This window comes from Candidatus Borrarchaeum sp., from assembly GCF_019058535.1.
Classification (GTDB): Archaea; Asgardarchaeota; Sifarchaeia; order Borrarchaeales; family Borrarchaeaceae; genus Borrarchaeum; species Borrarchaeum weybense.
On sequence record NZ_JAHPYX010000097.1, the window covers coordinates 1 to 16,562 of the forward strand.

15 protein-coding genes are annotated in these 16,562 nt (G+C 37.3%); 7 read left to right on the plus strand and 8 right to left on the minus strand.

Going from position 1 to position 16,562, the window contains the following annotated elements; all coding sequences use genetic code 11:
- Window positions 1-25 precede the first annotated feature (25 nt).
- The 3 genes from QVB70_RS05415 to QVB70_RS05425 all read right to left on the minus strand — a co-directional run bounded on the left by QVB70_RS05415 (window position 26) and on the right by QVB70_RS05425 (window position 2,336).
- Window positions 26-454, minus strand: a complete 429-nt coding sequence (locus QVB70_RS05415; protein ID WP_287584154.1) for a hypothetical protein — start codon at window positions 452-454, stop codon at window positions 26-28.
- Between the two features lie 77 nt (window positions 455-531).
- Entirely contained in the window at window positions 532-1,101 is a 570-nt protein-coding gene (locus QVB70_RS05420; RefSeq protein ID WP_287584156.1) for a DJ-1/PfpI family protein, read from the minus strand.
- 389 nt (window positions 1,102-1,490) lie between these two features.
- Entirely contained in the window at window positions 1,491-2,336 is an 846-nt protein-coding gene (locus tag QVB70_RS05425) for a hypothetical protein (RefSeq protein ID WP_287584157.1), read from the minus strand.
- A gap of 553 nt (window positions 2,337-2,889) precedes the next feature.
- Here QVB70_RS05425 and QVB70_RS05430 point away from each other — a divergent pair.
- Complete coding sequence (locus QVB70_RS05430) at window positions 2,890-4,272, plus strand: PAS domain-containing sensor histidine kinase (protein WP_287584159.1); 1,383 nt, start codon at window positions 2,890-2,892, stop codon at window positions 4,270-4,272.
- Window positions 4,273-4,471: 199 nt separating this feature from the next.
- On the opposite strand, the gene QVB70_RS05435 is transcribed toward QVB70_RS05430, so the two are convergent.
- A complete protein-coding gene (locus QVB70_RS05435) occupies window positions 4,472-4,753 on the minus strand; it encodes a hypothetical protein (RefSeq protein ID WP_287584161.1) in 282 nt (93 codons plus the stop codon).
- Window positions 4,754-5,228: 475 nt separating this feature from the next.
- Here QVB70_RS05435 and QVB70_RS05440 point away from each other — a divergent pair, with 475 nt between their 5' ends.
- Both QVB70_RS05440 and QVB70_RS05445 read left to right on the plus strand, forming a co-directional pair.
- On the plus strand, window positions 5,229-7,163 hold the full coding sequence (locus tag QVB70_RS05440; protein ID WP_287584180.1) for a PAS domain-containing protein: 1,935 nt from the start codon (window positions 5,229-5,231) through the stop codon (window positions 7,161-7,163).
- Window positions 7,164-7,847: 684 nt separating this feature from the next.
- On the plus strand, window positions 7,848-8,504 hold the full coding sequence (locus QVB70_RS05445; RefSeq protein WP_287584163.1) for a hypothetical protein: 657 nt from the start codon (window positions 7,848-7,850) through the stop codon (window positions 8,502-8,504).
- A gap of 80 nt (window positions 8,505-8,584) precedes the next feature.
- On the opposite strand, the gene QVB70_RS05450 is transcribed toward QVB70_RS05445, so the two are convergent.
- Together QVB70_RS05450 and QVB70_RS05455 are read right to left on the minus strand one after the other, a co-directional pair.
- The gene (locus QVB70_RS05450; RefSeq protein WP_287584165.1) at window positions 8,585-9,085 is read right to left on the minus strand and encodes a hypothetical protein; all 501 of its coding nucleotides are present in this window, start codon (window positions 9,083-9,085) and stop codon (window positions 8,585-8,587) included.
- A 32-nt stretch (window positions 9,086-9,117) separates the two neighbouring features.
- Window positions 9,118-10,392 carry an SAP domain-containing protein gene (locus QVB70_RS05455; protein WP_287584166.1) on the minus strand — a complete coding sequence of 425 codons (1,275 nt, stop codon included), beginning with the start codon at window positions 10,390-10,392 and terminating at the stop codon, window positions 9,118-9,120.
- A 221-nt stretch (window positions 10,393-10,613) separates the two neighbouring features.
- On the opposite strand from QVB70_RS05455, the gene QVB70_RS05460 reads away from it, so the two are divergent.
- Window positions 10,614-10,811 carry a hypothetical protein gene (locus QVB70_RS05460; RefSeq protein ID WP_287584168.1) on the plus strand — a complete coding sequence of 66 codons (198 nt, stop codon included), beginning with the start codon at window positions 10,614-10,616 and terminating at the stop codon, window positions 10,809-10,811.
- A 33-nt stretch (window positions 10,812-10,844) separates the two neighbouring features.
- Here QVB70_RS05460 and QVB70_RS05465 read toward each other — a convergent pair whose 3' ends face one another.
- Window positions 10,845-12,323, minus strand: a complete 1,479-nt coding sequence (locus QVB70_RS05465; protein ID WP_287584169.1) for a phospholipase D-like domain-containing protein — start codon at window positions 12,321-12,323, stop codon at window positions 10,845-10,847.
- Window positions 12,324-12,584: 261 nt separating this feature from the next.
- Here QVB70_RS05465 and QVB70_RS05470 point away from each other — a divergent pair, with 261 nt between their 5' ends.
- On the plus strand, window positions 12,585-13,448 hold the full coding sequence (locus tag QVB70_RS05470) for a DNA methyltransferase (RefSeq protein WP_287584171.1): 864 nt from the start codon (window positions 12,585-12,587) through the stop codon (window positions 13,446-13,448).
- 91 nt (window positions 13,449-13,539) lie between these two features.
- Here the strand turns inward: QVB70_RS05470 and QVB70_RS05475 are convergent, their stop codons facing one another.
- Window positions 13,540-14,223, minus strand: a complete 684-nt coding sequence (locus QVB70_RS05475; protein ID WP_287584173.1) for a hypothetical protein — start codon at window positions 14,221-14,223, stop codon at window positions 13,540-13,542.
- Between the two features lie 202 nt (window positions 14,224-14,425).
- On the opposite strand from QVB70_RS05475, the gene QVB70_RS05480 reads away from it, so the two are divergent.
- Both QVB70_RS05480 and QVB70_RS05485 read left to right on the plus strand, forming a co-directional pair.
- A complete protein-coding gene (locus QVB70_RS05480) occupies window positions 14,426-15,802 on the plus strand; it encodes a monomethylamine:corrinoid methyltransferase (RefSeq protein WP_287584175.1) in 1,377 nt (458 codons plus the stop codon).
- A gap of 25 nt (window positions 15,803-15,827) precedes the next feature.
- Window positions 15,828-16,481 carry a B12-binding domain-containing protein gene (locus tag QVB70_RS05485; protein ID WP_287584177.1) on the plus strand — a complete coding sequence of 218 codons (654 nt, stop codon included), beginning with the start codon at window positions 15,828-15,830 and terminating at the stop codon, window positions 16,479-16,481.
- Window positions 16,482-16,562 lie beyond the last annotated feature (81 nt).

A 16,562-nucleotide genomic window follows, 5' to 3' on the forward strand; every position in this document is an offset into this window, starting at 1 on the left:
ATCTTCCTGCGTCATCGATTATTTCTTAATCGTCTTTTTTAATCTTAAGGTCTTCAAGTCTTAATTTTTCTGATGTGATGAGAGTCTTTATAAGTTTATAGGCCCCGCATTGATAGTCTTTCTCCCAGTGCTCCTGACCTTCCGCATAAAATTCGCAGAGCGGTTTGCATATCTTATTAATAAGCGATTGATCAAGTGTATCAAAGGGTGGCTTTTTTTCTCCAGTCATATCAACTTCATCTTTACTAGATTCGGAAAATTTTCGTAGTTCATCGACAGTTAATGACCCGTCTATAATGTGCTTACTTAAAATTTCCCAAGCACCACATTCTGTTTCCTCTGGATCGTCTTCTTGTCCTTCTTTATAAAACCTGCAAAGAGGTCGGCATGCAATATCATAAAGTAATTTCTTAAGATTCATTTCTCCAGTGCTTGATTCGTTATCTTTCATCATGATTCGCTTCCGCTCTTTAAAAACTCTGTCTTCAAAGCTATAGACTTTTACTTTTAATTGTTTTCAATGAAAACAATTCAGTATTTATATTCAATTTCTTCGGCAACAAATTTTCTAGCATCGCTCCCAAACAAAACCTCTACCAAATAAAGTGCCATGTCCATGCCCGCAGTAACTCCTGCCGAAGTGATAACATTTCCCTCAACTACAAATCGTTCCTTGACCATTTCTATTTTTTCATAGTTATCGAGTTCGTTAAGGACACCTTTCCATGTTGTAGCCTTTTTCCCATCAAGAAGTCCTGCTTCTGCTAAAATGAATACTCCTGTACACACTGAAGTAGTATATTTTGCTGTTTTAGCAGTTTTTAGTACGAAATCTCTTAGAGTTTCGTTGTGCATCTCCTTTCTTCTTCCATCGCCTCCAGGAATGAGTAACACATCAATTTCCGGGGCTTCTTCAAAGGAGAAATCAGGCATTACCTTTAGATTGTTTGCACATTTCACTAATTCTTTTTTTTCCGCAATTGTGAAGACATTGATCCCTTTCTGATCATCAAGCGTGTTCATGATAGAAAAGATCTCATAAGGACCAACAAAATCCAGTTCTTCTGCGCCATCGAAAATTATTATACCAATATTGATCATAACTATCCCTCGAAAATTGTTCAATAAATGTATAATCAATATTCCGATAGTTACGTGAAAACTGTCATTAATTACCTTACTATTTCATCATTTCTTGTTTTCATTCATGTTTCAGTCCCATTTAATGGGAGTATCTTCGAGAAGAAGTGAGTTTATAATCTTTTGATGATCTCGAAGCAGACCATAAAAAATACGTCCTCGTTGTTGTATACTTCGTTCTTCTGAAAAACTAATATGAGATCTATACACAAACCAAAAAACTCATTTTCGTGAATTTCATGTTTCCAGGATACCAAATTCAAAATAATGCTTCGGTCAATTTCAAAATTATAGGGTGCACTGACGAGTATGTGTTTATTGGGGGTACTAATTTTTTCTTGAGCCCACAACTATATTTGCTGACTGTGAAAATTCAAAAACACATTTATGATCTTTTCTGGAATTGATCTCCATACATTGACAGGGAGACGCATGGTATTCCAAATATCTCTCACGAGACGTCTGAATCCAGGTGGGTAGAATTGTGTCCCAAAACGCATAATAAAGCCTCCTCGTAGTTTCATAACCATAAATTGAAGCCCTGGTGCATTTCTCAAAATCCACAAAGGAATAATACCAAAATATTCACACATCTCAAGTTTTATATTAAATTCTTCTTGTTCAATATAATCCAATGTATTTTTGACTTCTACGCCGTAGACAATTCCTTCTTTTTCAATAATGAAGTCTAGGTTGTGATCTGTCTCTTCCCATATTGAGTTATCATATTCATTAGTATTTTTTGAAAGAGTACGAAATCCTTCGATTTCCAAAGTCATACGAAATAAGTCTTCAGCATAAACACCATATCCTCTAGAAATATACGGATCTGAATATCTGCGAATCAGCTTCATTCTTTTCTTAATCTTCTGTTTGTAATACCTGACATCAGATCTCATAACAAATATCGTATTATCTGTTCTTACTTCTTTTAAGAATCCTTCTTCGAGCAATTCTGTTATTGCTCGATCCGTAACCCAGTGCCAGTATTCTCTTCCTTCAAAAAGCACTTGAATTTGTTTCTTATGATAAGGATCTTCCATTCTGCTGTGGTTTGCTTTTTCACCCCATTTTTGATAAAGAAAATGATCTGGATTTGTAAAAAAGTCCCTAACATCCTCCTTTACTGCCTCATCTGAAAACTCGTTTGAATTCTCATCAGGAAAATCTATATCCAGATCATACGGCCAAGGCATGTAGATACCCACTATTACATAGAAATGCTCCATAAGAATTTTTCGACCAAATAAAGTGGATACAAGCCAATTTCAAAATTTTCAAATTGATATTTTTGAAATTGTCTTGGAAGTGTCACTATAACTCCACATTAACGCTCGAATACACTATTTTTAGTTGATTGATATCGAAACGATACTGAATTTACTCCTATAGGAGTATGTTAGTTATAATAAATAGACTTCTCCCCGGAATTATTCCGCACGTGATAGGTTCAGACTGCTATTCTTTTACGATCTTAGAACATGCGTAGAATTTTTCTATAAACTATTTAAGACACCGACAAGCGTGTTCTATTACATAAATAAGTAAATACATCGTTCATACGACGAAACAGAATCTCTGAAGATAAGACACTCTTTCAAAGAAGAACTATCATCTTTTCAAGACTTTTTAGTGGTAGCAGTTGTAATGGTCGACAGGTAGAAAGTTGCTATTCGCACTCGAAGCTAGGGCACTAGATCGTGGTCTACGCATTCGTAGACTGGAAACATAGGAGGATGGGAGAACGGCATGCAATATTCGGAATTATGTAACGAATTAAATAATTTTTTACGAGAAGAGACTCCTCTCTCTGCTATTAAGGATTGTTTCTCTCTTTATTGGAATGAGGTTCAAGAAAAAGGTGATACTGACGAAAACATTGCAAAAGTTGAGATATTACAAATAGCTGTAGAAGCCTATGAAAACGGACATTTTTCAATAGAAGACCTAAGGGAAACCATTGTGCATTATTCCTCAGGAGCGAAGCAATTTATAAAAGAACTGATGGAATTGCGCCAACGTGTTACTGAACTAGAAACACCACAAAATGAGTTCAATCGGATAGAGGAAGAACTAAAAAGTTCGGAAGAGCAGCTGAAGTTATTATTTGACTTTGCAACAGATGCGTATTATTTTAGTGATTTAAAAGGCAATTTCATTGACGGTAATAGAGCCTCAGAAAAACTAAGTGGTTATAAGAGGGAAGAGTTCATCAATAAGAGTTTTTTAAAATTGAATCTATTGCCTCCAGATCAGATCCCAAAAGCGACTGCCATTCTGGTTAAAAATGCTATGGGCGAATCTACTGGCCCAGATGAGTTTATTGTAAGTCGAAAAGATAACACTCAAGTTTTAGTGGAATTAAGGACGTACCCTGCAAAAATCAAAGGGCAATCTTTGTTGTTAGGCATCGCCCGAGATATCACCGAACGGAAGAAACTGGACCAGGTGAGGTCCCAGTTCATAGATAAAGCCACCCACGAACTTAGAATGCCCCTAATCTCCATTAAGGGATACATTAACTACATCAATTCAGGAAAGTTGGGATCATTGCCTGGAGTAATCAAAACGAGTGTGGAGGTAGTCAAACGAAATATTGACCAGCTTCTCTATCTCACTGATCTACTGGACATCCAACAAATCGAATCGGGAGAACTCCACCTAGAACTTGTGGATCTGAACTTATCCGAGATAATAGACATTTGCATGAAGGACATTAAAGACTTCATCAACGAAAAAAAGCAAAAGTTACACCTAGAAATTCCCAATGGCCTGTTAATGATCCGGGGAGACCCTATTAGGCTCAGGCAAGCAATAATGAACATACTCCACAATGCTACGATGTTCACACCGGAAGATGGCACTATAACCCTTAGCGTGGAAATAGAGGATAATGTCATTCATATACAGGTATCCGATACGGGGATAGGAATCCGAAAGGAGGACTTGAAAAGGATTTTCCAGCCTTTTGACGACATAAAGAAGCCCACCTACTTCAGAGGCGCGAATTTAGGACTCAGTGTTACCAAGGGCTTAATTGAAGCCCACGGAGGCAAAATCTGGGTTCATTCAGAGGGAGAGGGCAAGGGAGCCACCTTCATCTTTACTTTGCCTAGATTGAGGGAAAAGTGATAAGCAGGTTGTCAGATACGATTTTGATAAGAGTAATTCCTAACAAATTAGTTTTTTAGAAATTCATCCTAGGAACTTAGACTAAAATCCTGAAATGCTCTAAGAATTGAGATCTGCATAGTTTGATAACGGTCGCAAAACATCGAAAAAAGAGAACTTTATCTTAGAACATAAGTGAAAAACTAACATTTACAGGATTTCATGTACCCGATTTAGGAGGGGTTAGTGATATGATTTTAAACGCTCTCATTTTTATGAACTTGGGCTTTGGAATTATCTGTGAAAAAGATGTTTCCAATGCGTCCAACAACTGCAAACCCCGTGAACATATTTGCTTAAGCTTTTGCGAAGGAATTTCCATTTTTAGAAGTCTATGTGCGATTTGGTTTCTCTCACGATCAAAGCAGATTATCTTATCTCTAATTTTATCATCAATACAGCCGAATAGGAAGGTAAGTTCAACCAGATGTTTAAAAGACATTATGCCTTCTTCGCAGATTTTTACTTTAATTGGATCTAAGAGTTCTCATTCTGTCTAAGTTTGCCTTTTAAAACAATATATAGACCTTTTAGTCCTTCAATATAGAATATGAAGGCATTTTACTAGCAAACTAAAACACCGAAGAGTGTGCTCAGAACTCTTATATATTTGTATATTTCAGTTTAAATTATTAAACAAGTATTTCTTCTTCTTGATTGTTATCTCTCGCAAAGGTTCTAAGAATTATTTTGGGGCAAGAAGCAGTCGTAAATCGGTGATATGGGTGATATAAACGGACTTACAAGAGTATTTAGATAGGGAAGATGTTCCAACAGATGTAAAGGATGCGATAAAAAGAGAGATCACTGATCGCAAGCAGACTGAGGAAAAGATAGCAGAACATATTGCAAATCTCGAAAAGAACATTGAAGAACGAACGAAGGCTTTAAAAGAATCGAAAGGAAAACTGCAGGCAATTTTGACCGGAATCGGAGACCAAATCACGATCCAAAATAAGGCTTTAGACATCATCTGGATGAATCAGCCAGCAAAGGATATTTGGGGAGATGTCATCGATAAGAAGTGCTATAAAGTGTATAAGGGGTTAGATGTGCCCTGTCCTGACTGTTATGTCGAGACGATGTTTAATGAAGGAAGAACGGTTGTTTCGGAACAAGTTGATATACTTCCGGATGGAAGGCGGACTCCTATTTTGGTCACAAGTTCTCCAGTACGAGACGCCGAGGGAAACATCGTAGCTATTGTGGATGTGGGCAAGGATATCACTGAACGAAAACTATTGGAGAGAAAACAAAGAGAGTATGCTGAAAACCTAGAAAAGATCGTTGAGAAAAGAAAGGAATTGGAGAAACAACTGAAAGAGTATACTGAAAACCTGGAAAAGATCGTTGAGGAACGAACAAAGGCCTTAAAAGAATCGAAAGGAAAACTGCAGGCAATTTTGACCGGAATTGGAGACCAAATTACGATTCAAAATAAGGATTTAGACATCATCTGGGTGAATCAGCCAATAAAGGACATCTGGGGGGACGTCATCGATAAGAAGTGTTACGAAGTGTATAAGGGATTAGATGCGCCCTGTCCTGACTGTTATTTCGAGACGGTGTTTAATGAAGGAAAAACGGTTGTTTCGGAACGAGTTAGCGTACTTCTGGATGGAAGGAGTATTCCTGTTTTAGTCACAAGTTCTCCAGTACGAGACGCTGAGGGACACATTGTAGCAGTTGTGGAAGTGTTTAAAGATATCACTGAACGAAAACTATTGGAAAAAAAACTGAAAGACTATGCCGAAAACCTGGAAAAGATCGTTGAGGAACGAACAAAGGCCTTAAAAGAATCAGAAGAAAAACTCAAGGCAATGTTGGCTGGAATCGGAGACCAAATCACGATCCAAAATAAGGCTTTAGACATCATCTGGATGAATCAGCCAATGAAGGACGTCTGGGGAGACGTCATCGGTAAGAAGTGTTACGAAGCGTATAAGGGTTTAGATGAACGCTGTCCTGACTGTTATTTCGAGACGGTGTTTAATGAAGGAAAAACAGTTATTTCGGAACGAGTTAACATACTTCCGGAGGGAAGGCGTAGTCATATCCTGGTCACAAGTTCTCCAGTACGAGACGCTGAGGGAAGCATTGTAGCTATTGTGGAAGTGGCGAAGGATATCACCGAGCGACAGGAACTTGAGCAAATGAAAACACAGTTCATCAATGTAGCTGCCCATGAACTTCGAACTCCATTAAGCGCCCTGAAAGCACATGTCGAACTTCTTGAAATAACAAGTAAAAACATGAATCTTCCTGCAGATGTTAATAGAAGGATAGGGATTATTTCTCGGAATGCTAAAAGACTCGCCGTGCTTATAAACAACCTCCTTGATTACTCTCACCTAGAAGCAGGTACCATAAAACCGAAGATGGCGTTAGGCTCACTTAAAACCGTTGCTATCCAAACTGTCAAAGAAGTCTTTCCACTAGCATTAAAACACAGGCATATACTTAAACTCACTACTCCTAAGATGTTGCCTTTTATTTACCTAGATAAAGAAATAATACATAGGATTTTTGGCAACCTGCTTTCCAATGCCATCAAATACACTCTTGACGGCGGTACAATCGATATCACATTACTGGAAGAGGCAGAAAACCTCCACGTCACGGTGAAAGACACGGGAATAGGTATCGCAGAAGAGGATCTTGAAAAGATATTTCAGCCGTTTCACGTAGCAGATATTCCTGAATCCGTTCACTTCCCATCCGAGTTCGAACGCACAGGACTAGGACTAGCTATCACGAAAAGATATGTGACGATGCACGGCGGTAAAATATGGGCGGAAAGTCGAATTGGTGAAGGGAGTACCTTTCATATGCTACTTCCTAAAGTTAAATAATTGTCGTAACTTCCAAAAATAGTTTACAGACGATGTCTACAAACCACGAAAAAATCACTCCCTACATAATTTTCTTTTTTTATTTACTTGATCACTTAACAGCCGACTTTCTTCGAGTGTTATCTGCGTGTACTCGAAAGATATTTTATATCGAAAAAAGACACAAAATAATACTCAAGTGTGTCCTGGTACTCAGGATCTGTGTCCAGGTGCTGCTTTTCTTTATAAATGAAGGTGTTTTGAGTAATACTTGAGAGAGGGGGGAAGTTGGACTGCTACGCCTTTTATACAAAATTAATGTGGGTGATTGGGGTATTGAAGGCATAGGTCCAACTGTCGAGGCAAACAGTCACCTGTTGCAATGAAAAAGAGTATATAAAGCCAGCGCATTTTTTGTCATTGCTACTCTGTGAGGGATTTGTGGACACTAGGCTTCCATAAAGAATAAGGTTGATATGTGGCTTCGCTATTATACTATATATACAGAATCCAAAGTGACTTGATAGAAAGTTAAGAGAAAACATCACAACACACTCCATAAAGAAGATAACTGTGTGGTGAAACTTTTTCTCCTTTACTAGGTCACTTATTTTATCACTCAACGAAATAAAAGTATATTAAATAGATGGCATAAGTTTATGTTAATTACGTCGACAATAGGTAATACAAAGTAGATGTGTGAAGATGAGCACGCATAAGAGCCATAAAAGGCAAGCAACGGTTTCTGGAATTTCTTCAAAAGAGGCCATAGATCGGCTTAAATATGCTTTAGAAAGAAAATTCAACTCTCATCGAGTTGAGGATAAAGGTAAATATGTTATTTATCATGGTAGACTTAATCTTGAAGACAAAAAAGACATGCATGTGCGCATACACACAACTGACACTATTTACATAAGTGGTACTCCGAGCATATCCTTAGAAGATTTCAAGGGTATTGCCACTGAAGTAGTGCGCCTAGCTCAGGAATGTGTAAAAAAATTAATAGACGCTCGACCTATAACGCTGCAACGGGCTGGATGTATCCTTGAGTTTGCGGAAAATTTAAACCCAGACAATGAATTCGAGAGGATGGTAATGGTAATCCTTGCTGACACCTCAAACGAAATAATACTTACTGAAAAAATGAAAACTCTGGGAATAAAGGGTCCTCCGCTAGATGAGGGTATTCCTGATAAAATAAAAAGGCTTGAGAAAAAGGGAATACCCGTATATAAAGAAACTGAAATAAAGAATATTAGAGACTTAAGAAATGATATAGTTCATTCAGGAAACATTCCTGACAAGAAACAGGCCGTTGATACTTTAAAATTAGCCAAAGAGATATTTGAGAAGGCATGAAAATACGTGTATATTATATTTTTCATGATTTGTGTCGTTTTTTTTTAATTAGTGATGGTTTCAAAGATAGTAATACTTTTTCACAAACGATTCTTTTTAGGGCGAGTTCTGACCCTAAAATAATTTGAGTGGACACGTATTTTTTCCATATCGTTATCAGTTGCTGCTCTATAGGCATACATGAGGTTATTATTTCCCACGATTACCATAAGCGCGTTTCCTGCATCTTTAGCAAGAGCCTTGGCGAAGTTTTTGTCATGTGGAGTAGGTAGGGGGATCTCACCAGGATGCGAATGAAGACATCCTAGAGGGCGATGAATACTGTTTGCCTTCCTAAATTTTAATCGGATATACATTGTGAGGGTTTCATACCATACTTGCGGGACTATTACGGTTTCCTGAGGTCGTAAACTAAGATTTGGAAAAGGAATAACATCATTAATCATGTATTCAATATCTTTTGTTCCACTACCTCGTAAAAAACCAATTAAGCCTAAAAATATCTCAACTTCAGAATTTTCTTGGATATAGTCATACACACGCTTTTCTAGGCTTTTATCCTTGAATCTGACAACATACATGGTAAAAAAATAGGAAAAAGAGGTTTATAATTCTATCTTCGAATGATGACTTTGATCTGCGGATTATTCTTGAGTGCTTTCTCTAATGACGGGGTAAAGTTGTTATTTGGGTCGAATACATAGAGAATAACATATTTCCAGCGGTCTGCATATTCATGCGCCTGTCCAAAGGCGGCTCTTGCATCCTCAACAGCGGAAATATATTTCAACTCAATGGCCACATCGTAATTTCCGATACTTATATCTGGCACCCTGACATCTGGACCTAACAATCCTACGGCTTGATTGTCGACATTAATTCCCTTTTGTTGACCCCAAGTAAGTAATGAGCCATACACAAATCGTTCTATATCTTTTTCCTTTGCTCCTGTTTTCCTAGAAAGTTTTAAACTCTCGACGGGAAGCTGTCTCATCAGTTCATAGAGATCCTCAAAAAGTTGCTTAGACTTTATTCTTACGAGTGGTTCAGGAGTCACCTCAGGAGCGGTTTCAACTGCAGCAACAGACGGTTTCGCAAGGGCTGGCTGTACTTCTGGTGTTGGAGTGACGGGAGCCATTTTTCGTTCTTTTTTTGGCGGCACCTTATCGATTATTCTTTGGATGAGCGTTATTTTCGTCCCAGATACTGGAAGTCCGAGAAAGGAACATATCTCACGTAGGATTGACTTGCTGAAAAGGGTATCAAGAAGTACATCGAGGTCATACACGCTTTCATAAAGTACCCGATCGATTAATTCGGCCTTTTTACCACTTACTTTGAGTCCCGCTTCTCTTACTAGTTCCTTCAATTCGTCCTTCGTGTAGAATGTATCAAGAAGGTCGTCAAAAGATGTTATTTCTCCGATATCCCCTTCTTCCTCCTCATCAACCGTGGTTGGAACAATGGTTTCCGTTATCTTTGATAGTGGGGCGATCAAATCTTCAGGAATTGTGTAGAAATAGCTCTCTTCCCAATAGTCTTCTCTCTCTTCCTCTTCCCACTCCTCGAATACCAATGATAACGCTTGGACTTCCCTGAGAGCTTTATAGTAGGTTGTGCTAGATCGTATTTTCAACATTTCTTTTCTCAGACCATCATCTTTCATCCGTCCGCCTGCCGTTAGGAGTATCTTTAAGAGTTCTATGGCCGATGGCGTTAAAAGGAATAGATGATGCTCTTCCAAGGTTTCAGGATTGCTCATGTGGGATACTATCAAATCAATAAGTGCTTCCTTTTTGAGTTTACTGTATCCACTTACTCCACTTTTCCGAGCAATATTGGTTAATTCGTTCTTGTTTAGGGTGAGTAAAAATTCGCTTAACTTCATAGAAGTCCCTCCCTATTTTCTATTTAAAATAAATCATGAGTATACCCGTATATTATGTTTTTCATGATTTTGTCGTTTTTTTAAAACAAGTGATGGGGTCATTTTTACCTGGGTCTCTCTCCTCGCCTAATATTCGTTTAAACTGACTGTTCTTCCCGTTAGTTATTTATACTAAGATATACGACAAAAATAGTGGAATTCATCAACAAATGTGAGGTGAGATGTTGTTTCCCAGTAATAAAAAAATAGTCGTATCTCTTGATACCAAGACCGCAATTAATAAAACATTAGCTTTTGTACTTCAACTAGCAAAACAATCTGAAAGTATGGAGGGACTCATCAAAGATCTGGAGAACTACAGGTCAATGTTGGAAAAACAAGAATTTTTTGAGATCATTGAGCAGTTCGAGAAGCTATAATTCTAAAAAAAAGGAATAAAGAAATATAAGACCTCAATATTCTAACTGTTTTTCATTTTTTATCTTAGCAACAATATCTTCATAGTTCCAAGTGTTCTCAAAATAGTCTATGGACTGTTTAACAAGTTCAGGATCTCTCGTATAAATTCCCGCATTAAATTCGTCGGCTAATCCTTCCAGTGTTAAATCAGCGGAGGAAAGTATTATTTCTTGATTATCAACAATTATGAGTCTTGAATGAATAATATCCAAATGTTTTAGCTTTCCTTTGGTTGCTTTTTTCAACAAATTGATGGCATGCTTTGATATCTTCTTTCGCTCGCCCCCGATCTCATCCTTTGGTCGGGTGATTATTCGTATGTCAAGTAATGGATTACGTGCTGATAAATTGGTAATTTCCTTATAGTGCATGTCGATGTAAGGAGACATTATGAGAAGCGTGTGTTTTGCGTTATTCAATACTTCACTTATTTTATCATGTAACGTCGTAACATGGAGTATCTTATCTTTTGTGTCATAGAGAGGTGACGTATGAATGAAGTCTGACTTTTTCCGATTTATTTTTTGTTCGTACTGGATCTTTTCTAACTGATATTGCTCTTGAGTTATTGAAAGGGGCGGAGTAACTGCTAGTAGGCTTAATAGTGCGTATGAAGTATTATCAACGGAATGAACATAAATGGGCTCTTTTTCAGGCTCCTCTGGAAATATTGAGACTTTTTCACCCCAACTTCCATCAGGATTCTGAGATGTTTTTATGAATTCAATACTTCTCTTTATATAGTCATTATAAATTCCATTAATTCTCGATATTGCTTTTATTGCAAAATGCATATCGTCATAGTGCTTGTGTTTCCCCCAAGATCCATCTTGGTTTTGTTTACCTTTAATGTGTTTGATACCATCTTCAATTATGTCAATGTAGTTAGAATAATCAAGTTCCATCAATGCTAAAATGAAAATGCAACTACATCCAAAAAGAATGTCTAGTAAATGGTGTTTATTACTTAAACTGTATTTTAAGGCACTTATTGTGATAGAATTTTCTGGCTCTAAGGCTACTAATAATCTCAACAATGGAATGTGATAATCATCATTAGATAAACGTCCTTCAACGCTTCGACTTCTCTTAAAGAGAGTCATATCCTCTTGAAAAAAAACATTTGATGAGAGCCCCATTTCATGCAATAAATATCCTTCAGGTCTCACGCATAACTCACTTTCCCAGAACTCGGGGGAGTTCGAGGCATTCTTAAATTCCTTAACAATCGGATCGTTGAAGAGTGATAACACATAAATCGGGAGTGTATCTCTTGAAGTATATTTTATATCTAATTTTATTTCTAGATCGTGAATTCGTTCTTCGAGAGATATACTGTAGCTATCTTCTTCTTTAGCCTCGATTGAACGATCTAACCGTCGCTTTAACTTCTCCTCATCAAAGATTACCCACTCTCTTAGCCATTGAATTCCTTTCTGTATCTGTTCAAAATTATCCAAATAGAGGGTCATGTCATCCTTGCTCACTATTCATTTATTTTGCGAGAAAATCATCAATAGGTTCATGTTCTTTAATCCATTCTTTGGAACTAATTTCAGTAATGTTCGTCATAATGATTCCCAATACGTCTTGGGAACCTTAAGGTATATAGAATTATTCACGCATACTATTGTGATAAAACTGTCTTTTATATAATGAAAAATTGTATGAAAAACGATCTATATTAAAGCCAAGAAGAAAATCGTTGATCTTGACAGATGTAGAGGATTAAATTGAATGAAAATAACCAAAACAATAAAAAAATTAAAAAGAGAGAGAATAGACTAAATGACCTTACTGGGGCAGAATGGGTGCAATTCTCAAAATCTGCGTGGAGATTTAAACAACCAGTAAGAAATAATTATGGACATCCAGCAATCTTTCCTGATTTTGTTGCAAAACGTTTGATAAGGATGTTTACTAAGAGAGGAGATTTTGTTTTTGACCCAATGGTTGGAATTGGAACAACCGTTGTTGTAAGTAGGAACTTAGATAGAGATGCCTTAGGAATAGAATTATCAGAAAAATGGTCAAATATTGCTAAGGGAAGACTGGAAGAAATCCCTAAACCTATAGAGACTTGGTTCGACTCTGATGAAAAAACGAGAATATCTAATGATCATAAAATAATCTACGATGATGCAAGAAACCTTCTTTCTCATGTTGAAAAAGAATCTGTAGATTTTTGTTTGACATCACCGCCCTATTGGATCGGACTTCATGGAATAAACGGTAAATATACAGGACAAACTGAAAAAGAATGGAAAATTTATAGTGAAGATTCCAGAGACTTGGGCAATATTCAGACCTACAATAAATTTATTTCTGAACTTGAGAAAATCTATAGACTTGTTTTTGAGGTTTTAAAAAAAGGAAAGTACTTTGTGGTCATAGTTCAGGATTCTCGAAGAGGTTCAGAAGTAATCACAATACATATTGATATGATCCACATCTGCAAAGAGATAGGCTTTGAATATCAAGACATGATTATATGGGAGCATCCTCATTATACAACACGTCCTTTAGGATATCCGACAACTATGGTAATTTCCAGGGTTCACGACTTTATACTGGCTTTTAGAAAACCCAAAAAATAAAATTTCTTTAAAAAAGTATCAATCAAATCCTGATTAGAATCACACTTTTCATTCCTAAATAATTGCAAAAAACTCATTTGCATTAAGCAGTTTAATTCGAATCTGGGGAGCTCTGGATACCATAGGAAATTGCCGACAGAATAGAAATCACCATAATACCAAGGTCAATTAAACCTATAATCAAGTTAAATGATACAGTAAGTTCAGCAGACAAAAACCATATTATGGGATAGCCAAATATTGCGACAAAAACAGCAAACAAAAATAAAAATACAGCTACGATGACATTCCACGGCCATAGCTTGACAAGCATGTTCTGAATGTTCTCAGGGAGATGGGTACGCCACCAGTTTAAGGGACTATTTATGCTAGTTGCAACAAAACTAGCTAATAATGCGACCGGTAGTGGTGCAAACCCTCCTCCTACCAAAAATAATGTAATTGACAGTAGAAATAGTATTCGGACACCATATTTCCTTTCAATAAATAGAGCAGCCCAAATAATCATTAACAGACCAATACTCATTGCTAAAATACCTGTAATAAAATAATTTGGAATTATTGTGAATGCAGGTTCTGTTCCCTCAGACCAAAACCTCTGCCCTGGACCAATGGCATCTATGACAAATTCATTAGGAATGACATTCCCTTGAAGAATTTCAAAGAACCCATGTTCGAAACCGGCGAATCCAACAAGGATACCCAATATTGAAACGATTATTCGGAGTGTACTCACATCATTCCAGCGAAATTTCTGTTTAGCTTGAACATTCATCTGTACTCTTTTTCCCTGATATCCAGAGGAAGCTACATTTCAAATAGTTTATGGAAAAATGATGAATAAATTGTTATAATACTACATGTTTACTGCATTAGTTTTCCTTAGATACATATCCAAAACAAAAAGAATATTAAGTTCATAAGATGAGAAGTCGAAAGGCTTGCTATATGAATAGAAATGAAGGAAGATATGGTACATGCATGCATCAAAATTATTAGACGTCATCAAGAGAGCTGAAGATGGTCCAATTTGTATGGAAAAAGACTTTGATTTTAGTATAATGAGATTAAAACTCAAAGAATTAATTAAAGATTATGATATAAGATATGATCCAGAGGTTTTAGTTCCTTCCGACGATAGTTTGGCGGACGCTGTGTTTAATGCCGCTTTGGAACTTTATTTAGAAACAGGCACTTATTGTTTAAGTACACATCGACAAATCAAGTTTGAGGAAGATGAGATAAGGTTAGCACTACATGAAGCACCAAGTCAAATTACGTTCGGAGCTGAAACTGATGAAAGAGTAATGGCTAATAGACGTATTGAAGATAGAAAACCACCTTTATGTTTAACTTCAGGTGGTTGCGAAATCTCTGAGGATATTTATGCAAAAGTAGTTCAGAGTCTTGCACAAGAACCATTAGCCGATACAGTAAGTGGAGGATATCCATTAAAGACTATATTTGGAATGGTGCCACGAGCAGGCACTCCTATTGAAATCTTAGCATCTACTTACAATCTCATTTATGCAAAAGAAGGAACAAAGAGAGCAGGTCGTCCTTTGATTGGATTTCATAATCTGATAGGAAGCGCTCTGTCAGAGGCCTCGTATATCAACATGAATCAACCAGAACTTGGCGTTAGACCTGTGGATGGAATGCTCATCGCTACGCTTGCTGAGCTTAAAACAGATTATAGTCAACTCGCTAAGGCGTTATACTACTCTGATCAAGATACTGTCTTGATAGGAGGCGTGTATGTGCCGTTAATGGGAGGATATGCAGGAGGACCTGAAGGAACCGCCATAGTTACCCTAGCACATCATTTACAGGGAGTCCTTACTTATAATGTCGCTTATTCGGACTTTCCGCCTCTGCATCTCAAATATTCTTGTAGTACGGCACCTGAAACCATTTGGATTGCCAGCATTGTATGTCAAGCTCTTAGTCGAAATACTCATCTGCTTACTGCTTCAGAGGCTATAACTGCAGCTGGTCCTTGTACAGATATGTGTTTCCTTGAGGTTGCGGCGATGAGTATAGCTGGTGCTGTTTCTGGATGTCATATCAATAATGCATCGGCAGCTAAAAGTCAATACCCAGATCGAAATACTGGAATGGAAGCTAAGATGGGCTGCGAAGTTGGCCATGCAGCAACGGGATTGAAAAGAACTGATGCCAACGACCTAGTGACCAAAATTATGTCAAAATATGAACAAAATTTAAAAAACCCACCTCTAGGGCTTACATTTCAAGAATGCTATGATTTGAACACGGTTAAGCCCTCTGAAGAACACGTTAACATTTTTACACGAGTCAAAAAAGAACTTGAAGATCTTGGACTCAAATTTTAGCTTAAATTTAAGGATGTGTTTAAAAATGGAGAATCTTTTCGAAGCATTAAAGAATGCTGTGGAGAAATACGAACCTGAAAAGGCAAAACAAGTGGCAAAAGAAATTTTAATTGCCCAAATTGATCCATTAAAAGCGATCGATGAGGTTTTAGTCCCTACGATGGAGCAAATAGGTGAGAAATTCGATAAAATGGAGATTTTTCTCCCTGAACTTGTGGTTGCCGCCGAAGCGATGCAAGCTGCTACTTCTATTCTTATAGAACCACTTAAGAAATCCACTGAGCTTCCTAAGACAAAAGGCAAGGTTGTATTAGGAACAGTATTTGGGGACGTTCATGATATTGGAAAGAACATTGTCAAAGTGATGATGGAAGTTTCTGGTTTTGAAGTATTTGACTTAGGAAATAAAGTTCCCTCTATGCAGTTCATTGAAAAAGCTGAGGAAGTAAATGCTGATATAATTGCTCTTTCCGCACTTATGGCGACCACGATGGGATCTCAAAAAGAAGTTCTTGAGCTGTTAGAAGCCTTAGGAAAACGAGATGACTATATAGTATTAATTGGGGGCGCTCCAACAACGCCTGCCTGGCAAGAGGAGATTGGTGCTGATGCTTGGGCAGAAACAGCTGCCGGAGCAGCAAAGATTGCGGCTAAATGGATGAAAGAAAAGGGAAAATAGAACTGGATGTTAAATTATTATTTGACCTTTGTTTTGATTCCACACACAAGTAGGACATTTTTTGTGAGCCATCTTATCCAT